Origin of the sequence: Campylobacter sp. P0103, assembly GCF_002139545.1 — a bacterium.
Taxonomy (GTDB): Bacteria; Campylobacterota; Campylobacteria; order Campylobacterales; family Campylobacteraceae; genus Campylobacter; species Campylobacter devanensis.
The window spans coordinates 205,530-231,117 of the sequence record NZ_MJKG01000002.1 but is presented as its reverse complement, the minus strand read 5'-3'; the positions used below and the strand labels follow the sequence as shown (position 1 = coordinate 231,117).

Genomic DNA, 25,588 nt, shown 5'->3' with positions numbered 1-25,588 from the left:
GGTTATAATATTGCAAATTTAAGGAGTAGAAATGAATATTTTGATAACTGGTGGTGCTGGATATATTGGTTCGCATGTATTAAAAGCTTTATTAGAGCGTGCAGCTGATAAGATAACTGTAATTGATAATTTTTATAGTGGTTCACAAGATGCATTAGTAGCACTTGAGAGTGTAGGTAAATTTGATTTTATCAAATGCGATTTAGCTGATACTGCTCATCTTAAAGAGATTTTTGCTTCGCATAAATTTGATGCTATTATACATTTTGCTGCGTATATAGAGGTATTTGAGAGTATGCAAAATCCATTAAAATACTATCTAAACAATACTGCAAATACAGCAAATCTTATTAATCTTGCGGTGGAATTTGGCGTAGAGAAGTTTATATTTAGCTCTACAGCTGCAACTTATGGTGAGCCAAAAGATGGAGTAGTATGTGAAAATAGCCCACAAAATCCTATAAACCCATATGGTACATCAAAGCTAATGAGTGAGCAAATTTTAAAAGACGCAGCCGCTGCAAATAGCAAATTTAAGTATGGAATTTTAAGATATTTTAATGTCGCAGGCGCTTCAAGTGACTCTTTAATTGGCCAAAACTATCCAAACGCAACTCATTTAATTAAAGTTGCTACACAAACAATAACTGGCAAAAGAGCAAATATGAGTATTTTTGGGCGTGATTATGATACTAAAGATGGAACTTGTATTAGAGATTATATTCATATCGAAGACCTTGCTAGTGCACATTTATCGGTTTTGGATTATTTAAATAGCAATGATAGTGATATCTTTAATGTCGGATATGGGCATGGATTTAGTGTACTTGAGGTTATAAATACTGCTAAGAAAATAAGCGGTGTGGATTTTGAAGTAATAGATGCGCCAAGACGCTTAGGCGATCCTGCTGTGCTTATAGCAGATTCATCTAAGCTTAGAAATCTTACATCTTGGAAGCCTAAAAAGGATAATCTAGAGACTATAATCGCTTCAGCACTTGCATGGGAGAAAAAGATTTAAATTTGTTATATATTGCGATCTTGCTTGCAAAAGTGATAAATAATTTTAAATTTTTAGCTCCAGCAAAGTTGGAGCTAAATCTCAAATAATATAATGGCTTTACCATCTTTGTGATAAAAATAAATTTTTATCTATTTTCTAGCTAAATTTGGCTATGATTCTAGCCAAATTTAGTATTTAAAATGATTAATTACAACCGCAATGTCCGCAGCAACTAGCTACTGGATGAAGCTCATCGATGTAGAATTTAACTGAGTTTAATCCCTCTTTTTTAGCCCACTCATACGCTGTGCTTACAAAATCCCAGTTGATATTTTCATAAAATTTTTCTAAATACGCTGGACGAGCATTGCGACTATCAATGTAATACGCATGCTCCCATACATCAACTACAAGTAGTGGCACTAGACCATCAGTTACTGGAGTAGCAGCATTTGAAGTATTTTTAATCTCAAGTTTGCTTGTAGCTGGGTTATAAACTAGCCATGTCCAGCCTGAGCCAAAAAGTGTAGTAGCAGAGCTGATAAATTCAGCTTTAAAATCATTAAAATCACTATTTAAAGCTGCTTCTAATTCGCTACTTTTGTCACTTTTTTTAGCTATACAATCCCAGTAAAAATCGTGATTATACACTTGTGCAGCATTATTAAATAATCCGCCTTGTGAATTTACAAGTACATCATACAAACTAGCTTTAGCTAGGTCGCTATCTTTTGTAAGATTATTGTAATTATTTACATATGTTTGGTGGTGTTTGCCATGGTGATAATCACAGGCTTCTTTACTCACTACTGCGTTGGAATTTGGGTCAAATGGTAGGTTTCTTAACTCTAACATATTTTATCCTTTGATTAAATTTGAGATTTGAAATTATAGCCTAAAATATTAAATAAGAGTATAAAACTCTTAAATAAATTTACAAATATTGCGAAATTTAAATATCACAACTCTTTTATAGTATCAATAAACTCATCTACGAGTAAAGAGCCTTCAATTTTACTATTTTCAAATACCATAAAATAAAAGTATTTATCCCCAGCTTTATCCGCCCACTTTGAGCCTAATTTTAATTTTATTTTACTATCATCGTTTGTTCTATCATCGCCTTTTACTTCTACCATTATGATATTTTCATTTTCGGTACAAATTATAAAATCTGGGTAATGATTGATAAAAGCATTTATACAAAATCCAGGTTTTATATCTTTATTTCTATGCCACCACTTTATGTTATCTAACGATACAATCTCGGTTAGTACTTTATTTTCCAACGAATTCAAATTGTCTATTTCTTCTTCGTAAAGAGATTTATCACGCAAAGAGTTTAGTTTTGAAGCTTGTATTGTTGGCTCAAAGCTAAAAGTATTTTTTATTTTGATATTGCCTTTATTTAGCAAATCATAAAATACTTTTTCCCTATACTCACTTTTTAACTCATTGATTTTATTTCTTATTTTTAGTGCATATGCGTCTATTTCATCTAATAATTTTGCTTTTCTTTCATCGCTTAGATTATTTACTATACGCTCTATATAGTTTTTTAAATCATTTTCGTTTAAAGCATTATCATTTCTTAACTTACTAAAAATCAAATTTATACTTTGGCGAATTCTAGTTTCATCATTGGCTGTTTTTAGATACTGCTTAAAATACTCTCTTTGTATTTGTGTTATTTTTTTATATTTTGGAAAATTATCATCTTTGCTCAAATACACTCCAAAAATATTGCTTTCTGCTAAGTCAAAATTGATTTGTATATCTTTATCTGCTAATTTAAAATCTTTTTCCAAATCTTCTTTTTCTAGCACCTTGCTATTTAATTCTTCAAATAAAATAGAGCCACTAGGCAAAAGCTTTACAAATTGAGGTATTTTTTCAACTTCAAATTTTATCTTGCTAGCTTTCACTTCTAAATCTCCAAAATAATCCAAATTTGATGAAGTCTTCTCTACTTCTTTATCGTATTCATTAGCCTGTGTTTTAGCATTTTTGAGTATATTGTTAGTTTTATTTCCTAACTCTATATTTTTTGCGATATTTTGGGCATTAACATCAGCAGATAAAAACTCACTATTTTTATCTTCATCGCTATCATTTTCATTGTTAGCATATTCAAGGATATCTTTTAGCTCTTGTGGCTTTTCTGCCATCTCTTCTAGCTCTCTAAAATCCTTTTGCCTATAATCATCTTTACTAAACCCAGCTCCATTTAATCCAGCTATTACACTTTTAGCAGTTGTATCAAAGTCATTTGAGCAAGTAAGCACATAGCTCATATTCAAATCTTGGTTTTTGTATTTTATAGCGTTTGGCTGCCGAAGTACTCTACCTATTAATTGCTCTACATCAGCAGTAGAGTTTTTTATTAGCAATACTAGCTAAAATATACACATAAGGACAATCCCAGCCTTCTTTTAGCGCATTTATAGTGATGATATAGCGTATTTTACAATCTTTATCTAATAAATCAATTTTATCTAGTTCGTTGATTTTAGCAGTTTTTATCGCTATTTGTTCTTCATCTATACCGATATTTACTAATTTCTTTTTTATTTTTTCAAAAGTCTGCGCATCTTCATTTGCTCCACTTTGTGCTTGAAATAGCACTATTGGGCGTAAATCAGCGTTTTCACTCTTTGCTATTGCTTCTAGTCTGTTTTGTATAACTATCGCATTGTCTATAACACTTGCTACATTTACAAAGTTGCATAAAATTACTGGTAGCTTTACCATGTTTTCTTGCTTTAATTCTGTGGCATTTGTATAGTGTATGATATTTGAGCTATCCTTTGGTGTGGCAGTAAGCTCATAAATAAAACTAGCATTTAAATTTTCAAGCATTTCAAAGCTTAAATCACTCTTTGCGTTGTGGCTCTCATCTACTATCACTATTGGCTTAAAGTTTCTTATTACATTTATTACGCTCAATTTCTCTACATCTTCTAGGTTTTCTCTATCATCTAAAAAACTATCAAAATCAAGCAAAGAGCCATTTTGTTGATACATTTTGCGCATTTCTTTATTGTTTATTCTTAGACTAGCAAAGCTTAAAACTGCGATATTTAGGCTTTTTAGATTACTTTTATTTAGCTTAGTTAGTAAATCATTTGAGCTAAAAATTTCTACATCGCTATTAAAATCAGCGTTTAAACGCTCTCTATAAGGGTGTTTAGGGTTTTTTAGATTTTTTATGGTTTGAGTTAGTATTGCTTCACTTGGCACTAGCCATATCACAAATATTTTATCTATTTTTGATACTACATCGCTTATTACTTTTATGCTAGCACAAGCTATAAAAGTCTTACCGCCACCGGTTGGCACTTTAGCACAAACATTTGGCACAGCTTTTATTTTATTGTGGTATTTACCAGCATTTACACCCATGTCTTGCCAGTATTTATTCCAGCCTTCTTTTATGCCATAGCTATCTAAACACTTCAAATAGCTTTTTAAATCATTTATAGCCTTTTTTTGATATGATTTTAGCTCCATTTTTATACCTTTTTAATATCTCTTGGAATTTTTTTGAAAGTTATATTGTATTTCATCATAGTCTCATCACTAAGCACACATACATCAGCATAAATCACATAACTACTAGCCTTTTTTAACTTTGCTAAATACTCAAAATCTAGTGTAGTTACTTCATCTTTTTTGTAAATAAAATAATAAGCCACTCCATTGCACTTACCTAAAAAATCGCTATCATTTTGTTCGCATTTTTCTTTTGTCTCGCTAAAATAGATATATTCTCTTATCTTTTCTATGCTTACTTTTTCATTTAGATTGCCATTTTCTAGCAGCAGTCTATCTCCAAGCTCATAAAAGCTAAAATCCCCACCAGTAGCGGAATTCTCTGGCTCTTTGCCATAGCCTTTTATCACTCTTCTTACACGCTCGGCTGTGATATTTTCAGCATAGTCTTCCATCTCTACTAAAATAAACTTACGATTTCCGCCATCTTTTTTATTTAGCTCTAAAACTGCATGAGCAGTAGTGCCAGAACCAGCAAAGCTATCTAGTATAATGGAATTTTTATCGGTAGATAATTGAAGCAATACATATATTAGTTCTTTTGGTTTTGGGTAATCAAAAGCTTTTGAATCAAGAATTTCTTTTATTTGTATTGAACCATTTTCAGTTCTATATTTTTTATCAACTAAAACATTTTTAATCATTACAAGTTCATCTCTATATTTTTCAACAATCATAAACGAACCATCTTTTTTCTTTTTCGCTTTAATATTAATATTTAAATTTTTTCTAGACCTTTCTTCTTTTCCCCAACGCCATACAGTTTGAATTCCTTGAGATTTTAAAGGCATTACTTCAATAGAAAAATTTTCATCTTTTTCCAAAGCAATATCATATAAATCAAATTCATCTTTTTTATTTGGATTTACAAAAAATGGATAGCATAAATTTGGTCTATTAGTATCATTAAATTTAACATTACGATTTCTTAATTCCCTTAATTCAAATGGACTTATTTCATCTTTCATTGTGAATATATGTTCATCATCATTTATTTTAAATAATGTAGTGTTTGAGCTTTTTCTATAAACTAAAACATACTCCGAAGTTTTAGCTATTCCGCCATAATCTCTACCGCCTGGATTTACTATTACTGTCATTATACTTATAAAATTATTTAATCCAAACACTTCATCACAAAGCAATTTTAAATTTGCCATTTCATTATCATCTATGCTGATAAAAATCACACCATCATCGCTTAAAAGCCTGTGAAGCAGCTTTAATCGTGGCAGCATCATACATAGCCATTTATCATGCCGTGAAAGGTCGTCCTTTGCTACTACTTCGCCTAGCCATTTTTTGATTTTTGGGCTATTTACATTATCATTATATACCCAGTTTTCATTGCCGGTGTTATATGGCGGGTCTATGTAAATACATTTAATTTTACCCTCATACTTTGGCAAAAGGGCTTTTAGAGCAAGTAGATTATCGCCTTTGATTATCATATTTTCGCTTGTATCATTTCTAGAATTAAAAGTATATTTTTTCTCTAGCGTGTGATAAGGTGGATTGTATCTTAAAACCTCATCTTTTCCTACCCAGTTTAAAGTTGGCATATTACTCCTTTTTTATCTCTGCTCTGTTCCATCAAGCAATGGGACAAATACACACTCATCTAGAATTTTGCTAATGATTTGGCCATTTGATTTTTTGTATTGTGTGGGGATGATTTTGTCTATATTTGCTATGATTTTTAGAGTCTCGATACTCATCTTGATAAACTCATCAAATTTATCTATATTTTAGTTTATAAATTTAAACTCATCAAAATAGTGATAAATTATATTTTTATATAGATCAGCGGATATTAAATTTTGTTTTCTAGGCTTAAAGGCCGGTAGCGATAAATTTTTATAATTTATCGCTAAATTTCTCCACTTATTGCTTTTCATAAAATTATAATTTCACTCTTAAAATCTAATCCCAGCCCTAATAGCAGTATTTATACTATGTGTATCTTTGGTTATCTCGCTTGAGACTAAAAAGTTTATAAATTTATTACCCTTTTCGATATTAGCATCAGCACCAAAATAGACACTATCGGTATTTAGCTTAGTTGTTTGTGTCCAGAGATTATTTTTGGCATCTACAAAATACTCTGTACTACTAAAACTATCGCTATTTAATCGCCTTGTATAAAAGGCAAAGCCATTTAAAGTAGCAAAAAGATTGTTTTGGGTAGCGATATTGTAAGCTATATTGCCACCTAGACTTAAATTTAAGCTATTTATAGATATATCTTTATACCCTTTAGCCAATATACCGCCACTCTCTTCAAATCCATCTTGCTTAGTATATATATAATTTAGCATAGATATCGGCGTCCAAACAAAGCTATCATTTATCTCAAAATCTTTTGATAGACCAAGCCCAGTTGAGACAAAATAGCTATTATAATCGGCTTTTAACTCATCGCTTAAGGTTAGGATATAACGACTAGTATCATTAAATCCCATACCGATATCCACACTAGCTATTAAATTAAAATCGCCAAAATCTTTTAAACCAGCTAAACCCACAGATATTAACTTGCTTGTGATATCTGAGAATCCATAATCCCCTTTTTGGTGAGAATAGTTCAAAAACGCACCCAATTTCACATCATCGCTTACCCATTTGTTGGTACCTAAATTCACAGAATATGTATCGATATTATAGTCATCGCCTTTAAAATATGAGTATGAAACCCTACTGAAAATCTCGCTTTTACTCAAAGCTGCGTTATAACTCTCTAAGATATCATAGACCATACTATCAGTCATATCGCTATTTATAAGAGCTAATTTCGAATTCTTAGCTATAGTAGCGACCTTTGTAGCGCCACTTTGAAGAGTTGCAAATGGTAATGTTTGTTGTCCTAAAGTTCTACCTGTGAAGGTCGCAGCTTCTCCTGCGGATCTTGAGATATCTTTTGAATTTACACTTGATAGAATTTCTTTTTTACGATTATTGCTTGTTGTATCTAATTCTGTAAAGAATTGTTGATATTTTGGGCTTAAATTCGCTGAATTTCTAATCTGTATCAATGACTTAGATACTGCCAAGTTTGTCGCTTGTGAGGAGTTTGTAGGTTTATAGGCATCTTCTTTTATTTCTACTATTATAGTGTTGCTATTGCCGGAATTGTTGTTTTGGTTACCGGATTGATTTCCAGATTGGTTTCCAGATTGGTTGCCGGAATTGTTTCCAGAATTGTTATTTTGGTTACCGGATTGATTTCCAGATTGGTTGCCAGATTGATTTCCAGATTGGTTGCCGGAATTGTTGTTTTGGTTGCCAGATTGATTTCCAGAATTGTTGCCGGAATTGTTATTTTGGTTACCGGATTGGTTTCCAGAATTGTTGTTTTGGTTACCGGATTGATTTCCAGATTGGTTACCGGAATTGTTGCCAGAATTGTTGTTTTGATTTCCAGATTGGTTGCCGGAATTGTCGTTTTGGTTGCCGGATTGGTTGCCGGATTGGTTGCCGGAATTGTTGTTTTGGTTACCGGATTGGTTGCCAGATTGATTTCCAGAATTGTTGCCGGAATTGTTATTTTGGTTACCGGATTGATTTCCAGATTGGTTTCCAGAATTGTTGTTTTGGTTACCGGATTGGTTGCCAGATTGGTTGCCGGAATTGTCGTTTTGGTTGCCAGATTGGTTGCCGGAATTGTTGTTTTGGTTGCCAGATTGGTTGCCAGATTGGTTTCCAGAATTGTTGGTATTTTCACTTGATATTATTGTATTATTGTCTTTTAGTTTAAAATTTAAAGTGCTTGTACCTAGGACTGAGATATTAGTAAATTTATCTAAATTTCCATTCTCACTAAGCTTATCAAAATCAATTTTAATCTCTTGCCCAGTTTTGAAAAACTCCCCACTAAGCGGGATATAAACCAAATTTCCGCCCTTGATATCATAGTTTATAGCGATGATATCGGAGTTTGCTTGGTTATTAAAATTTATGTGTAGGCTTGCATTTTGGTTTTGGGTATATGTGCCATTTACATTTAAAACGCCGATTTGCCCGGCGCCACCAGGCATCACAATACCGCTTTCATTGGTGAGATTTTTGGCTATTGTTCCAGTTCCGCTTATCAAACCACGATTTCTAGCATAGACATCGCCACCAGTAAGCATACCAATTATTCTAGCCTCACCGCCATTGATAGCGTATAGATTTTGCTTAGCGTTAGTTTCGCCCGATATTAGGATTTGACCGCCATTATCAGCATAGAGAGCTGAATTCTCCGCTGTTACTCTATCAAATTCCAAAATCCCGCCACGAGCTATCGTAGGGCCATAATAATTTAGAGTATTTTGGCTAAATGTCAAAGTCCCATCGCCAGTTTTGATAAATCCAGCTTGTAGAGTAGATAAATTCACATTTACTCTATCATCGCTTTTAAGGGAGTTTGTAGCGTCATTTAGATGGTATTTATCATCCCATTTTATCTCATCTATACTGTTTGTGAAGGTGCCATTTAGTCCATTTGTATCGATGGTATAAAATCCATAATATTTATTATCAAAATTCTGTATATCACTAGGATTTAGGCGATTTATATTTAGTGCTGCTAAGCCATTTAGAGCCTTACTAGCATCCAAGATACCACTACCTATGAAATCTTCTTTGCTTAGTTTCATCACTGCTACCGAATTTGCTTTGAGACCACTGCTAGCATCGGCATCGCTTTTTAACAAATGTTCTATTATATAGTTTGCTATGCTTTCATCATTTTGGCTTGATTTAAATCCAGCTGCTACTAAATCTTTTTTGACTTGTTCCCAGTCTATACCGCTACCATTTGTTGGCACTTCATGACCAATATAAAAAATGCTATAAAATTCAGACAAGCCAGTTTTGCCGACATTTTTGGTTACTACCAATTTTGGAGTCTCTACATTTTTATTAGCCGTAGTTAGCAAAATATCGCTGATTTGTGAGCCATTTAAAAATGGAAATTTCTGCTCTACCAAAGCCGCCACCCCGCTCACAAGTGGCGCAGCGAAGCTAGTCCCAGAATCTGTGATAGTGGTGGTTAGGTCTGTTTGTTCTTTATACCCATTATTAGCATCATAATATGTATAGCCATATCTACCATTAGCTGTTACTATGTTTTGAGCCGGTGCCATAATACCATAAAGCGAGGCTGATCCAGCAAAAAAATTGCTATAAGTATAGATCCCTTGCTTATTAATTAGCTCATTTAGGATTATTCCGCTTTTTTTATTGCCTGTGCCTTGGCTCCATTTATCGGCTGCGGCTTTCCACTCATCATCAGTGATTCCACCGATTGTTATCTTGTCATTTTGGATAGTGATTTTATCAGCGTTCAAGCCCCCAACAGTCAAAAGCCCACGATAGCTCTCATCATAACTTGGCAAAACAGAATTCGCCCTAGGTGAGCTAAAACCATCATTTCCTACGCCAACGATATTTAATATCCCTTGCTCTTTAGATAGTTCAGCTAAGGCTTGAGCCCTTTGCAAACTTATATCACTTTGTGTGAGCTTTTGGAATTCATCATAGCTTATAGCGCTGCTATTTTGGCTATTTGGGGCTATAGCCTCTAGGCCATTGCCCCATTTGCGATTTATAAGAGCAAATCCATTGCTAACATAGCTATGATTTATCACCTTTACGTCACTATCTATCATCTTTTGGATATCGGCTTTTATATCGCCTGTGTATAATGGGCTTGGATTTAGATATGCTAGGCCGTAGAATGTCGCACCATTTGCCACGCCCATTAGATCGCTACTATTACCCACTATGAGAGATGATACTTGAGTGCCATGAAGCATAGTAATCTTATCACCACCAGCGAAGCGATCTGGGTCTATGCTGTTATTTATCGAATTTATCAATTTATTTTGGATTATTGGATTTTTGGTATTAAAGACGCTATCTACGACGCCGACCACCACGCCGCTGCCATCTATATTTGGATTTTCTGCTTTGGCATTATGGAGATTTATAACGCTATAAACCTTATCATTGGCCTGCGCTAGGGAATTTGTAGCTGATAATAAAACAGAAGCACAAACTAATGATAGCGTGATTTTTGAGATTTTTTTCACGAATTTTCCTTAAAAATATGATAAATAATTTTGCCTAATAATTAAAATTATCACTTTTTATCACTTTAAATTCGCTTAAATTCATTTAAATTACATTAAAAATTATAAATTTTAAACCACTTTTGTGTATAGCTCAAATATCCATAATATAATTTCCATTTAAGTAATTTTATAATATTGAAAATATATAATAATCAAACTAATAAGGAGATAGAATGAATAATGTAAATAATACCCAAAAAAATATTGAGAAAAAAAATAAAGAAACATCTCGTATGATTACTCGTGAAGAGTTTGAAAAAACTAGACAATATGGATTAGAAAAACTAAAAGACCCAGAAATTAGAGCCGTATTTATGCGTTTAAAAGATAAATAATGTATTATTTTGATTTGCAATGTGCTATTGATTTTCACGATGATATAATCAGTGAAATAGGTGGTTTAGAAAGATACAATAAAACTCAAATAGGATACCTAAATTCAGCATTAGAGCAGATACAAAATGATGATTATTATCCAACTTTTTTGGATAAAATGACTCATATAATTTTTTCTTGTGTAAAATTTCATCCTTTTTTAGATGGCAACAAAAGAGCTGCAATTTATCTTGGTTGTCATTTTGCTAAAGTAAATGGCTTAGATTGCCCAAATCGATATTATACCAAAATGGAAAATGTAGTTGTTAAGATTGCCGAAAATTCCATATCAAAAGATGATTTAAAAGATATTCTTTCTGTAATTCTCACTTAAAAATCTCCTAAACAAAGAAATAAACAATGAAATCAAAAGAAGGGCTTTTAGAGTAGATTATCCCCTTTTGATTATCATATTATCACTATTTTTAACATTAAAAGTATATTTTTTTTCTCTAGCGTGTGATAAGGTGGATTGTATCTTAAAACCTCATCTTTTCCTACCCAGTTTAAAGTTGGCATATTACTCCTTTTTTATCTCTGCTCTGTTCCATCAAGCAATGGGACAAATACACACTCATCTAGAATTTTGCTAATGATTTGGCCATTTGATTTTTTGTATTGTGTGATATATTGTTTATTATCCTTAGCTACTGGTGCGACTAAAATTCCATCATCTTTAAGCTGATTAAATAGCCTATCAGGCACACTTTGGCAAAAGCAACTAAGTATAATCCTATCATAAGGCGCATAGCTTCGCCAACCTAAATTCCCATCATCAAATCGTATAAATACATTATTTATCCCTAAATTTTTCATCAAAGATTTAGCCGAATTTGCCAACGCCTCAATCCTCTCCACACTAAAAACACGCCTTGCGATCTTAGCCAAAATCGCCGCTTGATATCCGCTACCGCAGCCAATTTCTAGTATATTATCGCAATTTTCGGCCTCTAGTGCCATTGTCATCTTAGCTACAGTTAGCGGTGAACTAATCCACTGATTTGAACCAATTGGATGCGCATCAAGCTTAAAAGCATTGATAGATACAGGCACAAAAGGCGTCCTAGGCGTACTGCTAAAGGCCTTATAAACCAAGGGGCTAAGCTCTACTAAATTCGCTATCTCATCGCTCATTTTTTGACATTTTGCTGCTTCTAAACTATTCATCATCTATCCATTTTTCTAAATTTTTTAATCAAATTAATATCAAATTTAGCCACATCTGCCTTGCTACCATCAGGGGCAAAAACTGCACTAAATTTCAAATCCACATCGCTACACGCTAAAGTGTAACAACGATTTTGCAGAGCCAAAGCCTTGCATAAAGTCTCATAATGCTCACGCCTGCTTTGCCCCCACATTGCTGGTACTAGTATAACATCAGCGCCACGCAATCTACTCCAAAGATCTATAAATCTAAGCTCAAAACAGATCAAAACGCCAACTTTTATCCCTGCTATTTCTCGTATGAAAATCTCATCTAAATTTCCAAATTTAAAAATTTTATCCTCACCATTTGGCTTAAATAATTTATATTTTCTTTGTTTAAACTCAAGCCCATTTGAACCTAAAAGCCTAAACTCATTATACCCATCAAACTCGCAGCTATATCCTAGATATGCACCACTTTTTAAAAAATTGGCTAAATTTTCATCCAAATCCAGCCAAAACATCCTATCAAGTCTCTCATAGCCGCTAACACACAGCTCACCACAAAGCGCTAAATCCCCACTTTTAAGCGAACTAGCAAATTCGCAAAGCTCACTAGCTCTACGAACTGCTCCTAAAGAGCTTAAAACTTGCGTTTTAAGATTAGAAATCATCAAAGCTTAGGCTACCTTTGCTATAATTTGTAACCTTGCTTTCAAAGAAATTTGATTTTTGGTCATTAAATTTAGCAAAATCATCAACCCATTTTATCGGATGAGTTACATTATATAGCTTTTTAAGCCCAATTGATGTAAGTCTATCATCTACTAAATACTTTATATATTGCTCGATTATATCATCTGTAAAGCCCATTATTTGATTTTGAGTAATATATTTACCCCATTCAATCTCTAAAGCTCCAGCCTTTTGAAACATATCATAAATTTTAGCCTCAATTTGTGGAGTAAATAGATCTGGACGCTCCTTGCGAACTGAGTTTATCATATTTTGAAATAATAACAAATGAGTTATCTCATCTCTTTGGATAAACCTTATCATTTGAGCGCTTCCAAGCATCTTTCCAGCCCTTGCCAAAGCATAAATCGCTGTAAATCCACTATAAAAATATACCCCTTCTAGAATTTGATTTGCTACCATAGCTAAAAGTAGCTTTTCATCAGTTACCTCTCCAGCTAACTCTTCATAAACACTTGAGATATAATCATTTTTACGCCTTAAAACCTCATCATGCTTCTCCATCTCATAGATTAAATCTGTATTATCACAGATCGCTTCTACCATCACAGCATAGCTTTTAGAGTGATTTGCCTCTTCGTAGGCTTGACGGGCTAGAACAGCATTTATCTCAGGAGCAGTTATATATGGGTTTATATTATCGGCTAGATTGTTTGTCTGAAAACTATCCATAGAGATAAGCTGGCTCCACACTAAATCATACATACGCTTTTCAGCTGCTGTGAGATTACAAGCATAGTCACGCACATCATCAGTAGTATCAACCTCTTTTGGAAACCAAGTATTTGCCTCCATAAGATCCCAAAGTTTAAGCGCCCAAGTATATTTGGCCTTTGTGAAATTCAAAATCCCATGCGGATTGCCATTAAAAATTTTACGCTCACCTAGCGTCTCATTTGATGCTGGATTATATATCTTTTTTCTATGCATTTTCTATCCTTTATCTAAATTTATAAATTAATCATACTCCTTAGCCCTAGCCCTGATATCATCAAAGCTAAATTTGCGTAAAATTTCACCATCTTTAAATACCTTAGTTAGCCAATTTTGCCTACCATTTAACTCATCAAATCTTATAGTTTTATATAGGTCATTCTCTTTAATGAGTGCTAAGCGACCTGATTTTGAGCGTTTTTTGGGATCTGTAACTGGATCTTTATATACATCTCTCCACTTTATCCCATCGCTACTTACGGCATTTACCTTCATAGCAAACCTTAGAGTATCTCTATTTAAGTGTTGAAGCAACGCCCCACCCATACCAAAGACAATATTATCACTACTAATTTTTCTAAATTTAAGCTCATTTAAGATATCTTCTATACTTTGCGGATTTATCCCATCGCCATATATAAGCCTTATATGATCTGGCAAGACCTTATAACCTTTGGAATTTACGCTATATCCTGCTAGGCTCATCATCTTCTCTATACACTCACTAGCCATTGTCACAGGATTGCCACTATCTGGGCGAAGAACCACCTTGCCACCTAGCTTTTTAACCTTATCAAAGAGTTTGCCCCACAAATCAATAGCATTTAAGGTATCATAGCTATCAATCACACAAGCAAAAATCCCATCGCCATAGCTTTGTACCATATTCTCATAAGCTTGAAATTCCCCATCCTTGCCCCATGAAGTCATCGTGCTATGCTCACTAGCTGGTATGCTAAATGCCGCCATATCCGCACCATAATATTTTTTGGCAAATAGTGCGCCTGTGATGGTATCAGAGCCTTTGAAATTCACCATATGAGCGCTCCCACCAATACCAGCACTCTCAAAGCTACTAACCCCCCTAGCACCAAAATCATGTAAGGCAAAATCGATATTTTCAGGTGTTCCGCTCTCTTTTAAAAAATGTAAGATATTTTGCTTACAAAAGTAGCTATTAGTCGCTACAGCCACAGGATACCAAATTGAACGCAAAATCGCCGTCTCAAAATACCCCACAAGCCACGCTAAATTCGGATCTGTATTTTTAATCTGTAAAAGGACATTTTCAGTTTGTATAATGCTACCTTCGGCCACCGCCTCTATCTCTAAAGGCAAAACCCCACCATGATGCTCTACTATATATTTCCAGCCATCTTTATTACATTTCATCCCATGTGCTTTGATAAACTCATCAGCCTCATCTATATCATCGTAGCTTATCTTTTGACTTAGATACTCCATCAAAAATATCTGTAATCCATAAAATAACAAGCGATTCCACCGCCCACCACGAGACTCAATATATGAGCTTATAAATTTAATATCTTTTGGGTATTGCAAATAGTGTGAAATTTTGTAACTATCGGTATTTAGTATTGGATTCATATCTGCCTCTTTTGTAAAATTTGGCTTGTATTTTATCAAATTTAATTTGAATTTTGGGCATAATCAACTACAAATCCACTAAATAATTAAACCAAATTTAACCAAAATAGCCACAACTGCAGCGGTGATAAGCCCAGCAAATCCGCCAGCTACCATATCATCGCTCATTACGCCAAGACCGCCTTTGAGATTGCGATCTAGCCTACCAATGATACTAGGCTTAGTAATATCTAAAATTCGAAAAAAGACAAAAGCCAAAATCACACTAACCCATCCAAATTTATCCGTCCCAAACTGCTCCCAGCTAGATAAAGCTATAGATATTGCCACCCACACACCAGCAACCTCATCAATGACTATAGAGCTATCATCGTGTGTGCCACTCTTAGCCTCATAAGAGTCAATCACGCTAATACTAGCCAAAAATAGCAATATACTGCCCATAAATAGCGTCTCAAGCCCGATATAATAATATATCGCCACGCCTGCTATACTCCCAGCCAAGCTACCCCAAGTCCCAGGCGCTGGCCTTAGCAATCCAGAGTAAAAAAATGTTACAAATAACTTTTGCATTTTCATCCTTATGTAAGCGAAGTAGTCTGATATAAACTCATTAAATCTAGATAAAAATCATTTTGAGTGCGATCTTCTAATAACCCAACATTAGGGAATAGATCATTACAAATTTTTTGGAAATTTTCAAATCTATTTGGAAATAGCGTGCTTAATATCATAGCTGAAATCTCCTTTCGCATTAAAATCGCAGGCGGCAAAATCCCACTAAATAAAAGCTCTTTTAGCGTATCTGATTTATACTTGATATGATGGTGTTGGCCATGCGGACAAGTCTTGATACTCACAATCGTTCTACACTGATTACAATAGACCAATTCAGGCATAACTATAAGCTCTATATCCAAATTTTTTGTTACGCTATCTAAGATTGTATTTGGTTGATTATGGTCATAAAACATTCCGATACCGCCGTGATTTTGCCCTACTACTAACTTTGTCGCACCAAAGTTATAAGCGGCTAAGCACTCCAAAACCGGATTTATATGATTGCTAAATAGATAGGTATTTTCAAAAGGCACTATAACCACACGCTCATTAGGCAAGAAATTGCTTACGAAATATTCTAAGGTTTTTAGCCTTAATTTAAAATCCAAATTTCGCCTATTTTCAAGGGTACAAATCAAGAAAATTATAGTGATATCAGCCTTATCAATAGTCATTCTCACTAGCCTTTCATGAAGTCTGTGGAATGGATCAGCTGTGAGCATTAGAGCGGTTACTTTTTGATAGTTATTTTCCTTTATTCTATTTAGAACATTTTCTTTAATCTTAGCTAAATTATTATCATAAATTTCAAATTCGCCGCTAACTGCGTATTTACCTGTTTTATTATCTTCATCAAGTTCAATCTCTCTAGCAGCAAAAATACTATTATAAGGATTTTCAAGCTTATAAACAGATGAGACAACCATATGACCAACTATATTTCCATTTAGTGCAAATTCAAGTTTTTGACCCTGCTTTATAGCTCTAATTACAGCTTGATTTCGCCTACCAAATGGAGCAAATGTATAAGCATATGGCATAGGCTCACCTCTAAAATATCCAGTTTGATAGACGCTTTTAGCCTCATTAGCATCCATAAGCCTTTTAAATTTACCTAAAATTTGATTTTTGATAAGACCTAAGGTGCCATATGTATCTTGATTGATATTTATAATATTACTTCTGTCTGTAGATATCATGCCTTTTTCTTCTTTCCCATATTGATTTGCGTGATATTCCAAGTTTTTTTGATATCTCAGTATCTGGCAAGATATCTTGATACAATAAAATCATTTGCTTAACATACTCATCAATTGATAATATATCACTCATCATAGCAGCACGCGGCTCACCTAGCATCATAAAATTAAATCCTATATGATCACTTGCGCTATGAACGATAGTTGGCGTACCTCGCAAAGAATCAAGCATATTAGCCCTTGCATCTAAGCTAAGCTCATCAATATTTCTAATATATATAAAGCTATTTGGCAATAAAGCCTTAATATCAAAGCCAAGCTTAGCATCTACAATTTTACAATTTAATCCACTCTCTTTAGCATAACTAAAAACAAAACCATCGCTAATTTGAATTTTACTAGAGCTAATAATCAATGGTAGCTTAATCTTTTTATGGTCTAAGCTAGCTGGTTTATTAACTATCATAGCCGATTCTAGCATAATGCGGTAAGTTTCATTTAAAGTCTCATATCGCTTAAAAGACTCAAAAAATTTAATCTTTCTAACAAGCTCTTCTATCATAAATGGCTTTTGGATATAATCACTCACCCCAGCTTTAATGGGATTTAGCACGGTATCAGAGCTAATGTAGCTAATTAATAAAATTATAATTGAATTTTTGTGATTTTCTATAACCTTATAAAATTCATTAGCCCCAAAGCTAGTAGAGAGCAAAACTACATCATATTTATCATCCCTTAAAGCCTCAAATGTATGAGTAGCAATCTCACAGCTATAGCCAAATTCAGATAACTTACTAGCGATACTTTGAGCTAGGTAAATTTCGTTTTCTACTATTAAAACTCTCATATCCTAGTCCAATCAAAATATTTTAAATTCGCATTTGCTATCACAGCTACCCCTTCGCTACGCCCTGTAAAACCTAACTTCTCGCTTGTTGTGGCTTTGATATTTACTCTAAATCTACTTATACCCATCACGCTTGCTAAGGTTTGAGCCATCTCATCTTTATATGGAGAGATTTTAGGCTTTTCACAAATGATAGTCAAATCCACATTTACAATCTCAAATCCAATAGAACGGATGAAATCCACACTTCTTTCAAGCAAAATTTTAGAGTCAATGCCTTTAAATTTCATATCATTATCAGGAAATAACTGCCCGATATCAGGCGCACTAGCCGCCCCTAAGATCGCATCACAAAGTGCGTGTATAGCTACATCGCCATCGCTATGAGCCTTAAAAGCTCTATCAAATTCTATTCTCACACCGCCTAAATTCAGATGATCACCATCGCAAAAGGCATGAACATCAAAGCCATTACCACAAAATATATCAGATGAAGGCGGATCAAGATTTATAAGCTTCAAATCATCTTTATATGTAAGCTTCCTAGCTCTCTCATCACCAGCAATATACCATACCTTACCGCAGGTAGCAGCGATAGCCGAGCTATCATCTGTGTAAATTTTGTCGCTATTTAAAGCCTTTTTTAATACCGCAGTTTTGGAGAGTTGTGGGGTTTGAATTCGCTTTAATTCATCTCTATTTATATACTCACTACCATAAGCAACTGTGTCGCTGACCTTTAGAACTGGCACGATACAATCAGCCAAATTCGCATTATCTATCAACCGCTTTATCAAAGCTTGACTTATATCCACTCTAGCTATATCACTTACCATAACATAATCGCTATTTATATGATTAAGAGCGTTTTTAAGGCTCTCTTGCCTAGTGGCGCCACCTTGGATGAATTTGATATTAGTAGCGAATTTAGACATATATTCGCACTCATTACTAACTACAATAATCTCTTTAAAATTATAATTTGAGCTTATATTTCTAGTCGCTTTTAGCCACAATGGGGTATCGCCGCTGCGTAGCCACTGCTTTTTAACAGGCAATCCAAACCTTGTAGAGCTTCCCGCACCTAGCATTATTAAAGATATATCAATCAAAATAGATCCTAAATTTAAAATTATGTTACGAAATTATACATAGTTTTAAATTTCATTTGACTGAAATTAACATAAATTTTAATCCAAATTTGGCTAGTTAATCACCAAATTATAGATATTTTAATCAAATATAAACCAAATTTACTTACAAAAGCCACTTAAAAACTATATTTAAGATATATTAAATTTAAGCTTTTTAATGTGTAATCTCTACTCAACAATATTATAAAAGCTAAATTTGTAACACAAATAGCTCAAAATAGTCTAAATTTAATGAAAAAATTATATAAATCAAATTTAAATGAATAAATTATTTAAGAGTTGTTTTGTATTTAATTAAATATTGTAGAATTCACTTTTAAACGCTTAAAAAAGGATAATAAATGAGAAAAGAGTGGTGTCAAAAACGCCAAAACGACGCTACCCCAACTCAAATGTATTACGCCAAAAAGGGCATAATCACTGAAGAGATGGAGTATGTAGCCAAGATAGAAAAGCTTCAAGCAACCCAAATTCGAGACCTAGTCGCAAGTGGAAAGCTCATAATCCCATCAAATATCAATCATCATCATCTAATCCCGATGGCAATAGGCAGAGCTGTAACTTGTAAAATCAACGCAAATATCGGATCAAGTGCGATAATCAGCAATATAAATGAAGAGATAGAAAAGCTAAATGTATGCTTAAAATATGGAGCCGATACCGTGATGGATCTAAGCACTGGTGGGGATTTAGATGCTATTAGAAAGGCTATAATAGCCAACTCAACCGTCCCGATTGGCACCGTGCCTATATACCAAATCATTCACGATATCAAGGATTTAGACAATCTCACACCACAAATTATGCTAGATTGTATCGAAAAACAGGCTAAACAAGGCGTTAGCTACTTTACTATCCACGCTGGATTTTTGCTTGAGTTTATGCCATTAGTGGCTAAACGCAAAATGGGAATTGTCAGCCGTGGCGGTAGCTTGATGGCTAGTTGGATGATGAAACATCACAAAGAAAATCCATTCCACACAGCCTTTGATGATATATGCGATATCTGTGCTAAATATGATGTGGCTCTATCTTTGGGTGATAGCTTGCGTCCTGGCTGCTTGGCTGATGCGAGTGACGCGGCTCAAATGGCTGAGCTTAAAGAGCTTGGCAATCTAACTAGAAGAGCCTGGGCTAAAAATGTCCAAGTAATGGTAGAAGGCCCTGGCCATGTGCCATTTAATCAGATTGAATTTAATATGAAAGAGGAGCAAAGACTTTGTGATGACGCGCCATTTTATATCCTTGGGCCACTTCCAACTGATATAGGCGCTGGATATGATCATATCACAAGTGCTATTGGTGGGACTATGGCTGCATATCATGGTGCTAGTATGCTATGCTATGTAACGCCAAAAGAGCATTTAGGCCTACCAAACGCAAAAGATGTAAGAGATGGGATAATAGCACACAAAATCGCTGCCCACTCTGCTGATATCGCCCTTAATAGACCAGGAGCGATCGATAGAGATCACGCTATGAGCGACGCTAGATATAAATTTGAGTGGAATAAACAATTTGAATTAGCCCTAGATCCTGATAAGGCTAGAGAGCTTCATGATGAGAGCTTGCCTCAAGATGTCTTTAAAGAAGCTGAGTTTTGCTCTATGTGTGGGCCGAAATTTTGCGCTTATAAAATTAGCCAAGAGATAGCCAAAACTAGCTGTGAAAGCTACCCTACAAATGAGAGCAAAGATATATAAAACAAGGAAAATTTACGCCGCTACTATCTTGATAATTTTAGCGGCGATATCTATTTTATTAGCGAATTTTTTAAGTGCTTTTGGGATTAGCGCTTTGATAATTGCTGTGATTTTGGGTGCTATTTTAGCCAATAGTAGCCAAAAAAGTGCGAATTTGATAGCTAGAAGTGGGATTTTGGCTATATCTACAAAGCAAATTCTAAGACTAGGCATTGTCTTATATGGATTTAAAATCAGCCTTGATGATGCGCTTAGTATCGGCTATGCTGGGATTTTAAGCGCTTTTATCATTGTTTTTAGTAGTTTTATTGTTGGATATTTTATCTGTCGTATTTTTGGTATTGATAAGAAACTTTCAGTCTTAATAAGCTCTGGATCTAGCATCTGCGGTGCGGCTGCTTTGATGGCTACTCAAAGTATTGTTAAAGCTTCACCAAACGCCGTGGCCATCGCACTTTGCTCGGTTGTGATATTTGGTAGTTTAGGGATGTTTGTATATCCATTTGTCCTTAGTGAAGCTCAAAATCTCAAAGCTGGATTTATAATCGGTGCTAGCTTACACGAAGTAGCGCATGTAGCTGGTGCTAGTGCCTATAATGAAGTAGTAGCCAATAACGCAATTATAATAAAAATGCTAAGAGTTCTAATGCTAGCGCCATTTTTGATAATTTTAAGCCTTGCTAGTGGATTTTTCATCGGCGAAAAATCAAGCATTAGGGCGAATTTCCCATATTTTGCTCTATGGTTTTTTGTAGCGTTGCTCTGCTCTGGATTTATAAATCCGCAAGTTAGAGAATTCATATCTTTAATTGATAATTTCTTGCTTAGTGTTGCGATGAGCGCTCTAGGGCTTACAATCACCAAAAAAGCTTTGAAAAATGCTAATTTAAAGGTATTTATCGCTTCTAGTTTGATATTTTTGTGGCTTATTGTTTTGGCTTTTGTCTTAGCAAATTTGCTATTTTAAATTTAAGAAATTTTTTAATATCTTTTTACCTTGAGCTTGTAATATAGACTCAGGGTGAAACTGCACCCCATAGCAACTATATTTTTTATGTTTGATAGCCATTATAATGCTTTTATTCTCCACTTTTATATCCGCTAAGATATCAAATTCAGCCGTATTTACAACTCGCAATGAGTTGTACAAAGCGATTTTTAATGGCTTTTTCACCCCTTTAAAAAGCGTGGATTTTTTAAATTCACACTCCACGCTCACTCCATGAAAAGGGCGTGGCATCCGCACCACTTCTGCGCCAAAAGCCTTAGCCAAACATTGATGACCTAAGCATATACCTAAAATCTGCTTTTTAGTCCCAAGAGCCTTGATAATATCCATACAAACTCCAGAATCATCAGGCGTGCCAAAGCCTGGCGAAATGATGATTTTATCAAATTTATTAGCATATTTTATAGCTTTTTTGGCTTTAGCAAAATCATTTTTGACTACCTTGACTTTGGTTCCTAACTCCTTTAAATAATAGACTATATTATAGGTAAATGAGTCGTAATTATCTATTAGTAAAACTCTCATAACTCCACCTTGATAGCGCCACGAAGTGAGTTAATAGCGTAAATTTCTTTAGCATTTTTTAAATCATCTAAACCCAAAATCGCCTCTTTTATCTCGCCAAATTTCAGTAGCCTTTTGCGCAAAGTCCCATCTAGCATACCACAATCTAATTTTGGTGTTAATAGCTCACCACCGATATTTAAGACGATATTTGAGCGACTCCCCTCGCATAGCTCATCTCTTTCATTAAGATAAAAAATATCAAAAAGCCCATCATCTATAATCCGCTCATCTCTTAGCGTGGTTTTGTGATACAATAGATCATTACAAGAGTTTAGGCGGTTTTGGCTAATTGCGATTTTATGGGATTTAAGTGGGGGAATTTGAGTTTGAGTTATCTGATATTCGCCATTTTTATTAAGGGTTAAATTCACTCTTAAATCCACATTATCAGCCCTTAAATTAGCAAAAATATCTGTAAATTTATCTATACTCTCAAATCCGCCATTAATCCCACCAACTATATCGCTAAATTTCAATCTCTCTTCATCCATCTCGCAAAGCTCAAATCCCATAGGCAATTTAAATCCTAGCAATCTAGCACTATTTATCAATCTTTTTAAGTGATTTTGTAACAAAAATATCTTATCTCCACATAGCAACATAGTCTCAAAAAGATTAAATTCAATTTTTGGTCTTAAAAAGCTACTTTTTAGCTCCAATTCAGCAAATTCATCATCGCACTTTGAGTCCCATACCACGCCACTCCCAACGCCATATCTATAATATTCATCTTTAGCCCATTTCTGAAGCGTTCTAATCGGCACGCTAAATTCCGCCCTTTTATCACTAATCACCCCCATCGCACCGCAATAAACCCCACGATCTCTAGCTTCTAAACGCTCTATAATACGCATTGTGGCAAGTTTTGGCGCACCAGTAATCGACCCACAAGGATAAACCGCTTCAAAAATCTTATTTAAATTTCTGCTCTTAAGCCTTGCTTTAAGCGGCGAAATCGCTTGAAATAGCGTTTTTAGCTTGATGATTTTCATCGGCTCTTTTAGCTTTAATGAGCCAATTTTGATAATCTTACTCATATCATTACGGAGCAAATCAACTATCATCAAATTTTCACTTCTATTTTTTGGGTCGTTTTTAAGCTTATTTTTTAAAACCCTATCTTCATCTTTATTTTGACCCCGTTTTATAGTGCCTTTCATAGGCGCAAAGGTGATTTTCTTGCCTTTTAATTTAAAAAACAGCTCTGGCGAAAATGATATTATCTCACAAAATTCACTCTTAAAATAGCCAAAATATCTACTCTTTTGCCTACTTAAAAGTGAGGTTATAATCTCCTTGCTACTAGCTTTGGTGGATATTTGTAGTTCATTTGTGAAATTTATTTGATAACTATTGCCACTGGCTAATTCATCTTTTATTTGATTAAATGCTTTTTCATACTCTTTTTTGGATAAATTTTTTACAATTTGCGGATAAAAATATGGCTTAAATATAGAGAATTCAAAGCTTTTTTTAGGTTTGAAAATCTCTTTATTTTTATAACCTTTAAAGTGCGCTATAGGGTAATTTGACGCTGTTTTGCTAATATCATAAATTATATAACCTACAAAATATAAATTTTTTATCTTTTGTATAGTTTTTAAAGCTTGATTAAGCTCATCTTTATTAAAGCAGATAAATTCGCTTTTTAAATCACGATATAAATATTTACCAAAAATGCTAAATTCACTCATATAATTCTCTATTTTAATTTAAAAAATTTTAGCCAAAGATTTATAATTTTTAGCTAATATACCTAAATTTTAAAAAGGACTAAAAATGGATGAAAAAATTCTAGACAGACTAAAAAGCGTGATTTACCCAGGCTTTAAAAAGAGCATTGTAGAATTTGGCTTTGTTAAATCCACAGATCCAAAGATCATAGTAGAGATCACCTCAGCCAAACCTGAAGTCGCTCAAACTATCAAAAATGAGATAGAAAAGCTAAATTTAAACAAAGAGATAGAGATCATCGCCCCAAAACCTCAAACCCAGCAATCAAATTCACAAAGCGGCAAAAATATCGCCCCACAGATTAAAAACTTCGTAATGGTAAGCAGCGGCAAAGGTGGCGTAGGTAAATCCACAACTACTTTAAATTTAGCCATTAGCCTAGCCAAACAAGGCAAAAAAGTAGGGCTATTAGACGCTGATATCTATGGGCCAAATATCCCAAGAATGCTAGGTGTCCAAGGCAAACAGCCCGAAGTCATAGGCCAAAAGTTAAAGCCACTTCAAACTCACGGAATCGAGATGATGAGCATGGGGCTTTTGATAGAAGAGGGTCAAGGATTAATGTGGCGTGGCGCTATGATTATGAAGGCTATAACTCAGCTTTTAAATGAAGTTGAGTGGGGAGAGCTAGATATCTTGCTTCTTGATATGCCTCCAGGCACCGGCGATGCACAAATCACCCTAGCCCAAAGCGTGCCAGTAACAGCTGGAATTTGCGTTACAACTCCGCAAACAGTCGCCCTAGATGACTCCGCTAGAAGCCTTGATATGTTCGAAAAGCTCCATATTCCAGTGGCTGGCGTGATAGAGAATATGAGTGGATTTATCTGCCCTGATAATGGCAAAGAGTATGATATATTTGGCAAGGGTGGAGCTGATGCTTTAGCTAGTGAGTATGATACCACGATACTAGCCCAAATTCCTATAGAACCATCTGTTAGAATAGGTGGTGATAGCGGAAGGCCAGTTAGCTTTTATGAGCCAAATTCAATTAGCGCTAAAAGATATGAAGAGGCCGCTACAAAGCTATGGGAGATTATAGAAGATATCAACGCAAACGGCGGTGCTGATAACTCAGCTATTCAGCCTGATATGAGTAGATCTGGCTGTCATTAATCAAATTTGAAAGGATAAAAAATGAAATACAAAGAGATCACAAACGAGAGCATTGCTAAGCTTATGGAGAGCTTTTATGAAGCTATTAGAGAAGATGAGAGCGGTCTTGGCGAGATATTTAATAACAAAATCGGCACAAGCGAAGAGGCGTGGGACGCTCATAAAGCTAAGATTGGTGAATTTTGGAAAGGGATGCTCATAGGTCAGAGCGAATTTAGAGGCAATCCTATGCAAGCCCATATGAATCTTGATCCATTTCCGCCTGAATATTTTGATAATTGGCTAAATTTGTTTAAAGAGAGCTTAGATAGCATTTATGAGCCTGAAATTGCTGATATGATCTTAATGCGCGCTCAAATGATCGCAAATAGATTTAAATCGGTTTTATACTCATAAATTATATCCAGCCAAATTTGGCTGGA

At 34.5% G+C, this 25,588-nt stretch carries 23 protein-coding genes; 7 read left to right on the top strand and 16 right to left on the bottom strand.

Translation table 11 applies throughout. From position 1 onward, the window contains the following. Nucleotides 1–31: 31 nt before the first annotated feature. Nucleotides 32–1,021: a UDP-glucose 4-epimerase GalE gene (gene galE / locus CIGNP103_RS03870; protein ID WP_086228652.1), complete on the top strand. Its 990-nt coding sequence runs from the start codon at nucleotides 32–34 to the stop codon at nucleotides 1,019–1,021. 186 nt (nucleotides 1,022–1,207) lie between these two features. On the opposite strand, the gene sodB is transcribed toward galE, so the two are convergent. The 6 genes from sodB to CIGNP103_RS03845 form a co-directional block, all read right to left on the bottom strand. Further along, nucleotides 1,208–1,858, bottom strand: coding sequence for a superoxide dismutase [Fe] (sodB, locus tag CIGNP103_RS03865; RefSeq protein WP_086244938.1), 651 nt, complete (start codon nucleotides 1,856–1,858; stop codon nucleotides 1,208–1,210). Between the two features lie 104 nt (nucleotides 1,859–1,962). Beyond that, entirely contained in the window at nucleotides 1,963–3,393 is a 1,431-nt protein-coding gene (locus CIGNP103_RS03860) for a hypothetical protein (RefSeq protein ID WP_086268618.1), read from the bottom strand. After that, nucleotides 3,368–4,513 carry a DEAD/DEAH box helicase gene (locus CIGNP103_RS03855; RefSeq protein ID WP_086268617.1) on the bottom strand — a complete coding sequence of 382 codons (1,146 nt, stop codon included), beginning with the start codon at nucleotides 4,511–4,513 and terminating at the stop codon, nucleotides 3,368–3,370. The genes CIGNP103_RS03860 and CIGNP103_RS03855 overlap by 26 nt, the downstream gene beginning before the upstream one ends. 2 nt (nucleotides 4,514–4,515) lie before the next feature. Next, nucleotides 4,516–6,117: a site-specific DNA-methyltransferase gene (locus tag CIGNP103_RS03850; protein ID WP_086241549.1), complete on the bottom strand. Its 1,602-nt coding sequence runs from the start codon at nucleotides 6,115–6,117 to the stop codon at nucleotides 4,516–4,518. A gap of 12 nt (nucleotides 6,118–6,129) precedes the next feature. After that, on the bottom strand, nucleotides 6,130–6,273 hold the full coding sequence (locus CIGNP103_RS08125) for a hypothetical protein (RefSeq protein ID WP_180381795.1): 144 nt from the start codon (nucleotides 6,271–6,273) through the stop codon (nucleotides 6,130–6,132). A gap of 198 nt (nucleotides 6,274–6,471) precedes the next feature. Continuing rightward, nucleotides 6,472–10,629: a S8 family serine peptidase gene (locus tag CIGNP103_RS03845; RefSeq protein WP_086268616.1), complete on the bottom strand. Its 4,158-nt coding sequence runs from the start codon at nucleotides 10,627–10,629 to the stop codon at nucleotides 6,472–6,474. Between the two features lie 215 nt (nucleotides 10,630–10,844). On the opposite strand from CIGNP103_RS03845, the gene CIGNP103_RS08120 reads away from it, so the two are divergent. Both CIGNP103_RS08120 and CIGNP103_RS03840 read left to right on the top strand, forming a co-directional pair. Further along, nucleotides 10,845–11,006 (top strand): hypothetical protein, encoded by a 162-nt coding sequence (locus CIGNP103_RS08120; RefSeq protein WP_179187366.1) that lies wholly within the window; start codon nucleotides 10,845–10,847, stop codon nucleotides 11,004–11,006. After that, the gene (locus CIGNP103_RS03840; protein ID WP_086241551.1) at nucleotides 11,006–11,380 is read left to right on the top strand and encodes a type II toxin-antitoxin system death-on-curing family toxin; all 375 of its coding nucleotides are present in this window, start codon (nucleotides 11,006–11,008) and stop codon (nucleotides 11,378–11,380) included. Before CIGNP103_RS08120 ends, CIGNP103_RS03840 begins: the two co-directional genes overlap by 1 nt. Before the next feature lie 197 nt (nucleotides 11,381–11,577). Here the strand turns inward: CIGNP103_RS03840 and CIGNP103_RS03835 are convergent, their stop codons facing one another. The 8 genes from CIGNP103_RS03835 to CIGNP103_RS03800 all read right to left on the bottom strand — a co-directional run bounded on the left by CIGNP103_RS03835 (nucleotide 11,578) and on the right by CIGNP103_RS03800 (nucleotide 18,995). Beyond that, on the bottom strand, nucleotides 11,578–12,213 hold the full coding sequence (locus tag CIGNP103_RS03835) for a protein-L-isoaspartate(D-aspartate) O-methyltransferase (protein WP_086241552.1): 636 nt from the start codon (nucleotides 12,211–12,213) through the stop codon (nucleotides 11,578–11,580). Further along, nucleotides 12,213–12,869 (bottom strand): carbon-nitrogen hydrolase family protein, encoded by a 657-nt coding sequence (locus CIGNP103_RS03830; RefSeq protein WP_086229601.1) that lies wholly within the window; start codon nucleotides 12,867–12,869, stop codon nucleotides 12,213–12,215. The genes CIGNP103_RS03835 and CIGNP103_RS03830 overlap by 1 nt, the downstream gene beginning before the upstream one ends. Further along, nucleotides 12,859–13,881, bottom strand: a complete 1,023-nt coding sequence (locus CIGNP103_RS03825) for a ribonucleotide-diphosphate reductase subunit beta (RefSeq protein WP_086229602.1) — start codon at nucleotides 13,879–13,881, stop codon at nucleotides 12,859–12,861. The genes CIGNP103_RS03830 and CIGNP103_RS03825 overlap by 11 nt, the downstream gene beginning before the upstream one ends. Nucleotides 13,882–13,908: 27 nt before the next feature. Next, nucleotides 13,909–15,273, bottom strand: a complete 1,365-nt coding sequence (locus tag CIGNP103_RS03820) for a nicotinate phosphoribosyltransferase (protein WP_086228643.1) — start codon at nucleotides 15,271–15,273, stop codon at nucleotides 13,909–13,911. 78 nt (nucleotides 15,274–15,351) lie between these two features. Beyond that, entirely contained in the window at nucleotides 15,352–15,846 is a 495-nt protein-coding gene (locus tag CIGNP103_RS03815) for a phosphatidylglycerophosphatase A family protein (RefSeq protein ID WP_086226614.1), read from the bottom strand. A gap of 8 nt (nucleotides 15,847–15,854) precedes the next feature. After that, the gene (locus CIGNP103_RS03810) at nucleotides 15,855–17,033 is read right to left on the bottom strand and encodes a sulfate adenylyltransferase (RefSeq protein WP_086238486.1); all 1,179 of its coding nucleotides are present in this window, start codon (nucleotides 17,031–17,033) and stop codon (nucleotides 15,855–15,857) included. Then, nucleotides 17,011–17,883, bottom strand: coding sequence for a response regulator (locus CIGNP103_RS03805; RefSeq protein WP_086226616.1), 873 nt, complete (start codon nucleotides 17,881–17,883; stop codon nucleotides 17,011–17,013). Before CIGNP103_RS03805 ends, CIGNP103_RS03810 begins: the two co-directional genes overlap by 23 nt. Next, nucleotides 17,880–18,995, bottom strand: coding sequence for a bifunctional 2-C-methyl-D-erythritol 4-phosphate cytidylyltransferase/2-C-methyl-D-erythritol 2,4-cyclodiphosphate synthase (locus tag CIGNP103_RS03800; protein ID WP_086229606.1), 1,116 nt, complete (start codon nucleotides 18,993–18,995; stop codon nucleotides 17,880–17,882). Before CIGNP103_RS03800 ends, CIGNP103_RS03805 begins: the two co-directional genes overlap by 4 nt. A gap of 383 nt (nucleotides 18,996–19,378) precedes the next feature. Between CIGNP103_RS03800 and thiC the strand changes: the two genes are divergently transcribed. Together thiC and CIGNP103_RS03790 are read left to right on the top strand one after the other, a co-directional pair. Next, entirely contained in the window at nucleotides 19,379–20,740 is a 1,362-nt protein-coding gene (gene thiC / locus CIGNP103_RS03795; protein ID WP_086226618.1) for a phosphomethylpyrimidine synthase ThiC, read from the top strand. Continuing rightward, the gene (locus CIGNP103_RS03790; RefSeq protein WP_086268615.1) at nucleotides 20,721–21,707 is read left to right on the top strand and encodes a YeiH family protein; all 987 of its coding nucleotides are present in this window, start codon (nucleotides 20,721–20,723) and stop codon (nucleotides 21,705–21,707) included. Before thiC ends, CIGNP103_RS03790 begins: the two co-directional genes overlap by 20 nt. Here the strand turns inward: CIGNP103_RS03790 and CIGNP103_RS03785 are convergent. After that, nucleotides 21,699–22,274 carry an anthranilate synthase component II gene (locus CIGNP103_RS03785; RefSeq protein WP_086268614.1) on the bottom strand — a complete coding sequence of 192 codons (576 nt, stop codon included), beginning with the start codon at nucleotides 22,272–22,274 and terminating at the stop codon, nucleotides 21,699–21,701. The genes CIGNP103_RS03790 and CIGNP103_RS03785 overlap by 9 nt on opposite strands. Next, nucleotides 22,271–24,010, bottom strand: coding sequence for a bifunctional chorismate-binding protein/class IV aminotransferase (locus tag CIGNP103_RS03780; RefSeq protein ID WP_086268613.1), 1,740 nt, complete (start codon nucleotides 24,008–24,010; stop codon nucleotides 22,271–22,273). Before CIGNP103_RS03780 ends, CIGNP103_RS03785 begins: the two co-directional genes overlap by 4 nt. Nucleotides 24,011–24,095: 85 nt before the next feature. Here CIGNP103_RS03780 and CIGNP103_RS03775 point away from each other — a divergent pair, with 85 nt between their 5' ends. Both CIGNP103_RS03775 and CIGNP103_RS03770 read left to right on the top strand, forming a co-directional pair. Further along, entirely contained in the window at nucleotides 24,096–25,166 is a 1,071-nt protein-coding gene (locus tag CIGNP103_RS03775) for an Mrp/NBP35 family ATP-binding protein (RefSeq protein WP_086229610.1), read from the top strand. 21 nt (nucleotides 25,167–25,187) lie between these two features. Continuing rightward, the gene (locus CIGNP103_RS03770; protein ID WP_086229611.1) at nucleotides 25,188–25,562 is read left to right on the top strand and encodes a group III truncated hemoglobin; all 375 of its coding nucleotides are present in this window, start codon (nucleotides 25,188–25,190) and stop codon (nucleotides 25,560–25,562) included. The last annotated feature ends 26 nt before the right edge of the window (nucleotides 25,563–25,588 follow it).

Excerpts from the sequence above, each read along its gene's own strand:
- CIGNP103_RS03775 (WP_086229610.1), top strand. The coding sequence starts at position 24,096 with ATGGATGAAAAAATTCTAGACAGACTAAAAAGCGTGATTTACCCAGGC.
- CIGNP103_RS08120 (WP_179187366.1), top strand. The coding sequence starts at position 10,845 with ATGAATAATGTAAATAATACCCAAAAAAATATTGAGAAAAAAAATAAA.
- galE (WP_086228652.1), top strand. The coding sequence starts at position 32 with ATGAATATTTTGATAACTGGTGGTGCTGGATATATTGGTTCGCATGTA.
- CIGNP103_RS03790 (WP_086268615.1), top strand. The coding sequence starts at position 20,721 with ATGAGAGCAAAGATATATAAAACAAGGAAAATTTACGCCGCTACTATC.
- CIGNP103_RS08125 (WP_180381795.1), bottom strand. The coding sequence starts at position 6,273 with ATGAGTATCGAGACTCTAAAAATCATAGCAAATATAGACAAAATCATC.
- CIGNP103_RS03835 (WP_086241552.1), bottom strand. The coding sequence starts at position 12,213 with ATGAATAGTTTAGAAGCAGCAAAATGTCAAAAAATGAGCGATGAGATA.
- CIGNP103_RS03810 (WP_086238486.1), bottom strand. The coding sequence starts at position 17,033 with ATGATATCTACAGACAGAAGTAATATTATAAATATCAATCAAGATACA.
- CIGNP103_RS03785 (WP_086268614.1), bottom strand. The coding sequence starts at position 22,274 with ATGAGAGTTTTACTAATAGATAATTACGACTCATTTACCTATAATATA.
- CIGNP103_RS03770 (WP_086229611.1), top strand. The coding sequence starts at position 25,188 with ATGAAATACAAAGAGATCACAAACGAGAGCATTGCTAAGCTTATGGAG.
- CIGNP103_RS03820 (WP_086228643.1), bottom strand. The coding sequence starts at position 15,273 with ATGAATCCAATACTAAATACCGATAGTTACAAAATTTCACACTATTTG.
- CIGNP103_RS03780 (WP_086268613.1), bottom strand. The coding sequence starts at position 24,010 with ATGAGTGAATTTAGCATTTTTGGTAAATATTTATATCGTGATTTAAAA.
- thiC (WP_086226618.1), top strand. The coding sequence starts at position 19,379 with ATGAGAAAAGAGTGGTGTCAAAAACGCCAAAACGACGCTACCCCAACT.
- CIGNP103_RS03850 (WP_086241549.1), bottom strand. The coding sequence starts at position 6,117 with ATGCCAACTTTAAACTGGGTAGGAAAAGATGAGGTTTTAAGATACAAT.
- CIGNP103_RS03855 (WP_086268617.1), bottom strand. The coding sequence starts at position 4,513 with ATGGAGCTAAAATCATATCAAAAAAAGGCTATAAATGATTTAAAAAGC.
- CIGNP103_RS03825 (WP_086229602.1), bottom strand. The coding sequence starts at position 13,881 with ATGCATAGAAAAAAGATATATAATCCAGCATCAAATGAGACGCTAGGT.
- CIGNP103_RS03830 (WP_086229601.1), bottom strand. The coding sequence starts at position 12,869 with ATGATTTCTAATCTTAAAACGCAAGTTTTAAGCTCTTTAGGAGCAGTT.
- sodB (WP_086244938.1), bottom strand. The coding sequence starts at position 1,858 with ATGTTAGAGTTAAGAAACCTACCATTTGACCCAAATTCCAACGCAGTA.
- CIGNP103_RS03815 (WP_086226614.1), bottom strand. The coding sequence starts at position 15,846 with ATGCAAAAGTTATTTGTAACATTTTTTTACTCTGGATTGCTAAGGCCA.
- CIGNP103_RS03840 (WP_086241551.1), top strand. The coding sequence starts at position 11,006 with ATGTATTATTTTGATTTGCAATGTGCTATTGATTTTCACGATGATATA.
- CIGNP103_RS03805 (WP_086226616.1), bottom strand. The coding sequence starts at position 17,883 with ATGAGAGTTTTAATAGTAGAAAACGAAATTTACCTAGCTCAAAGTATC.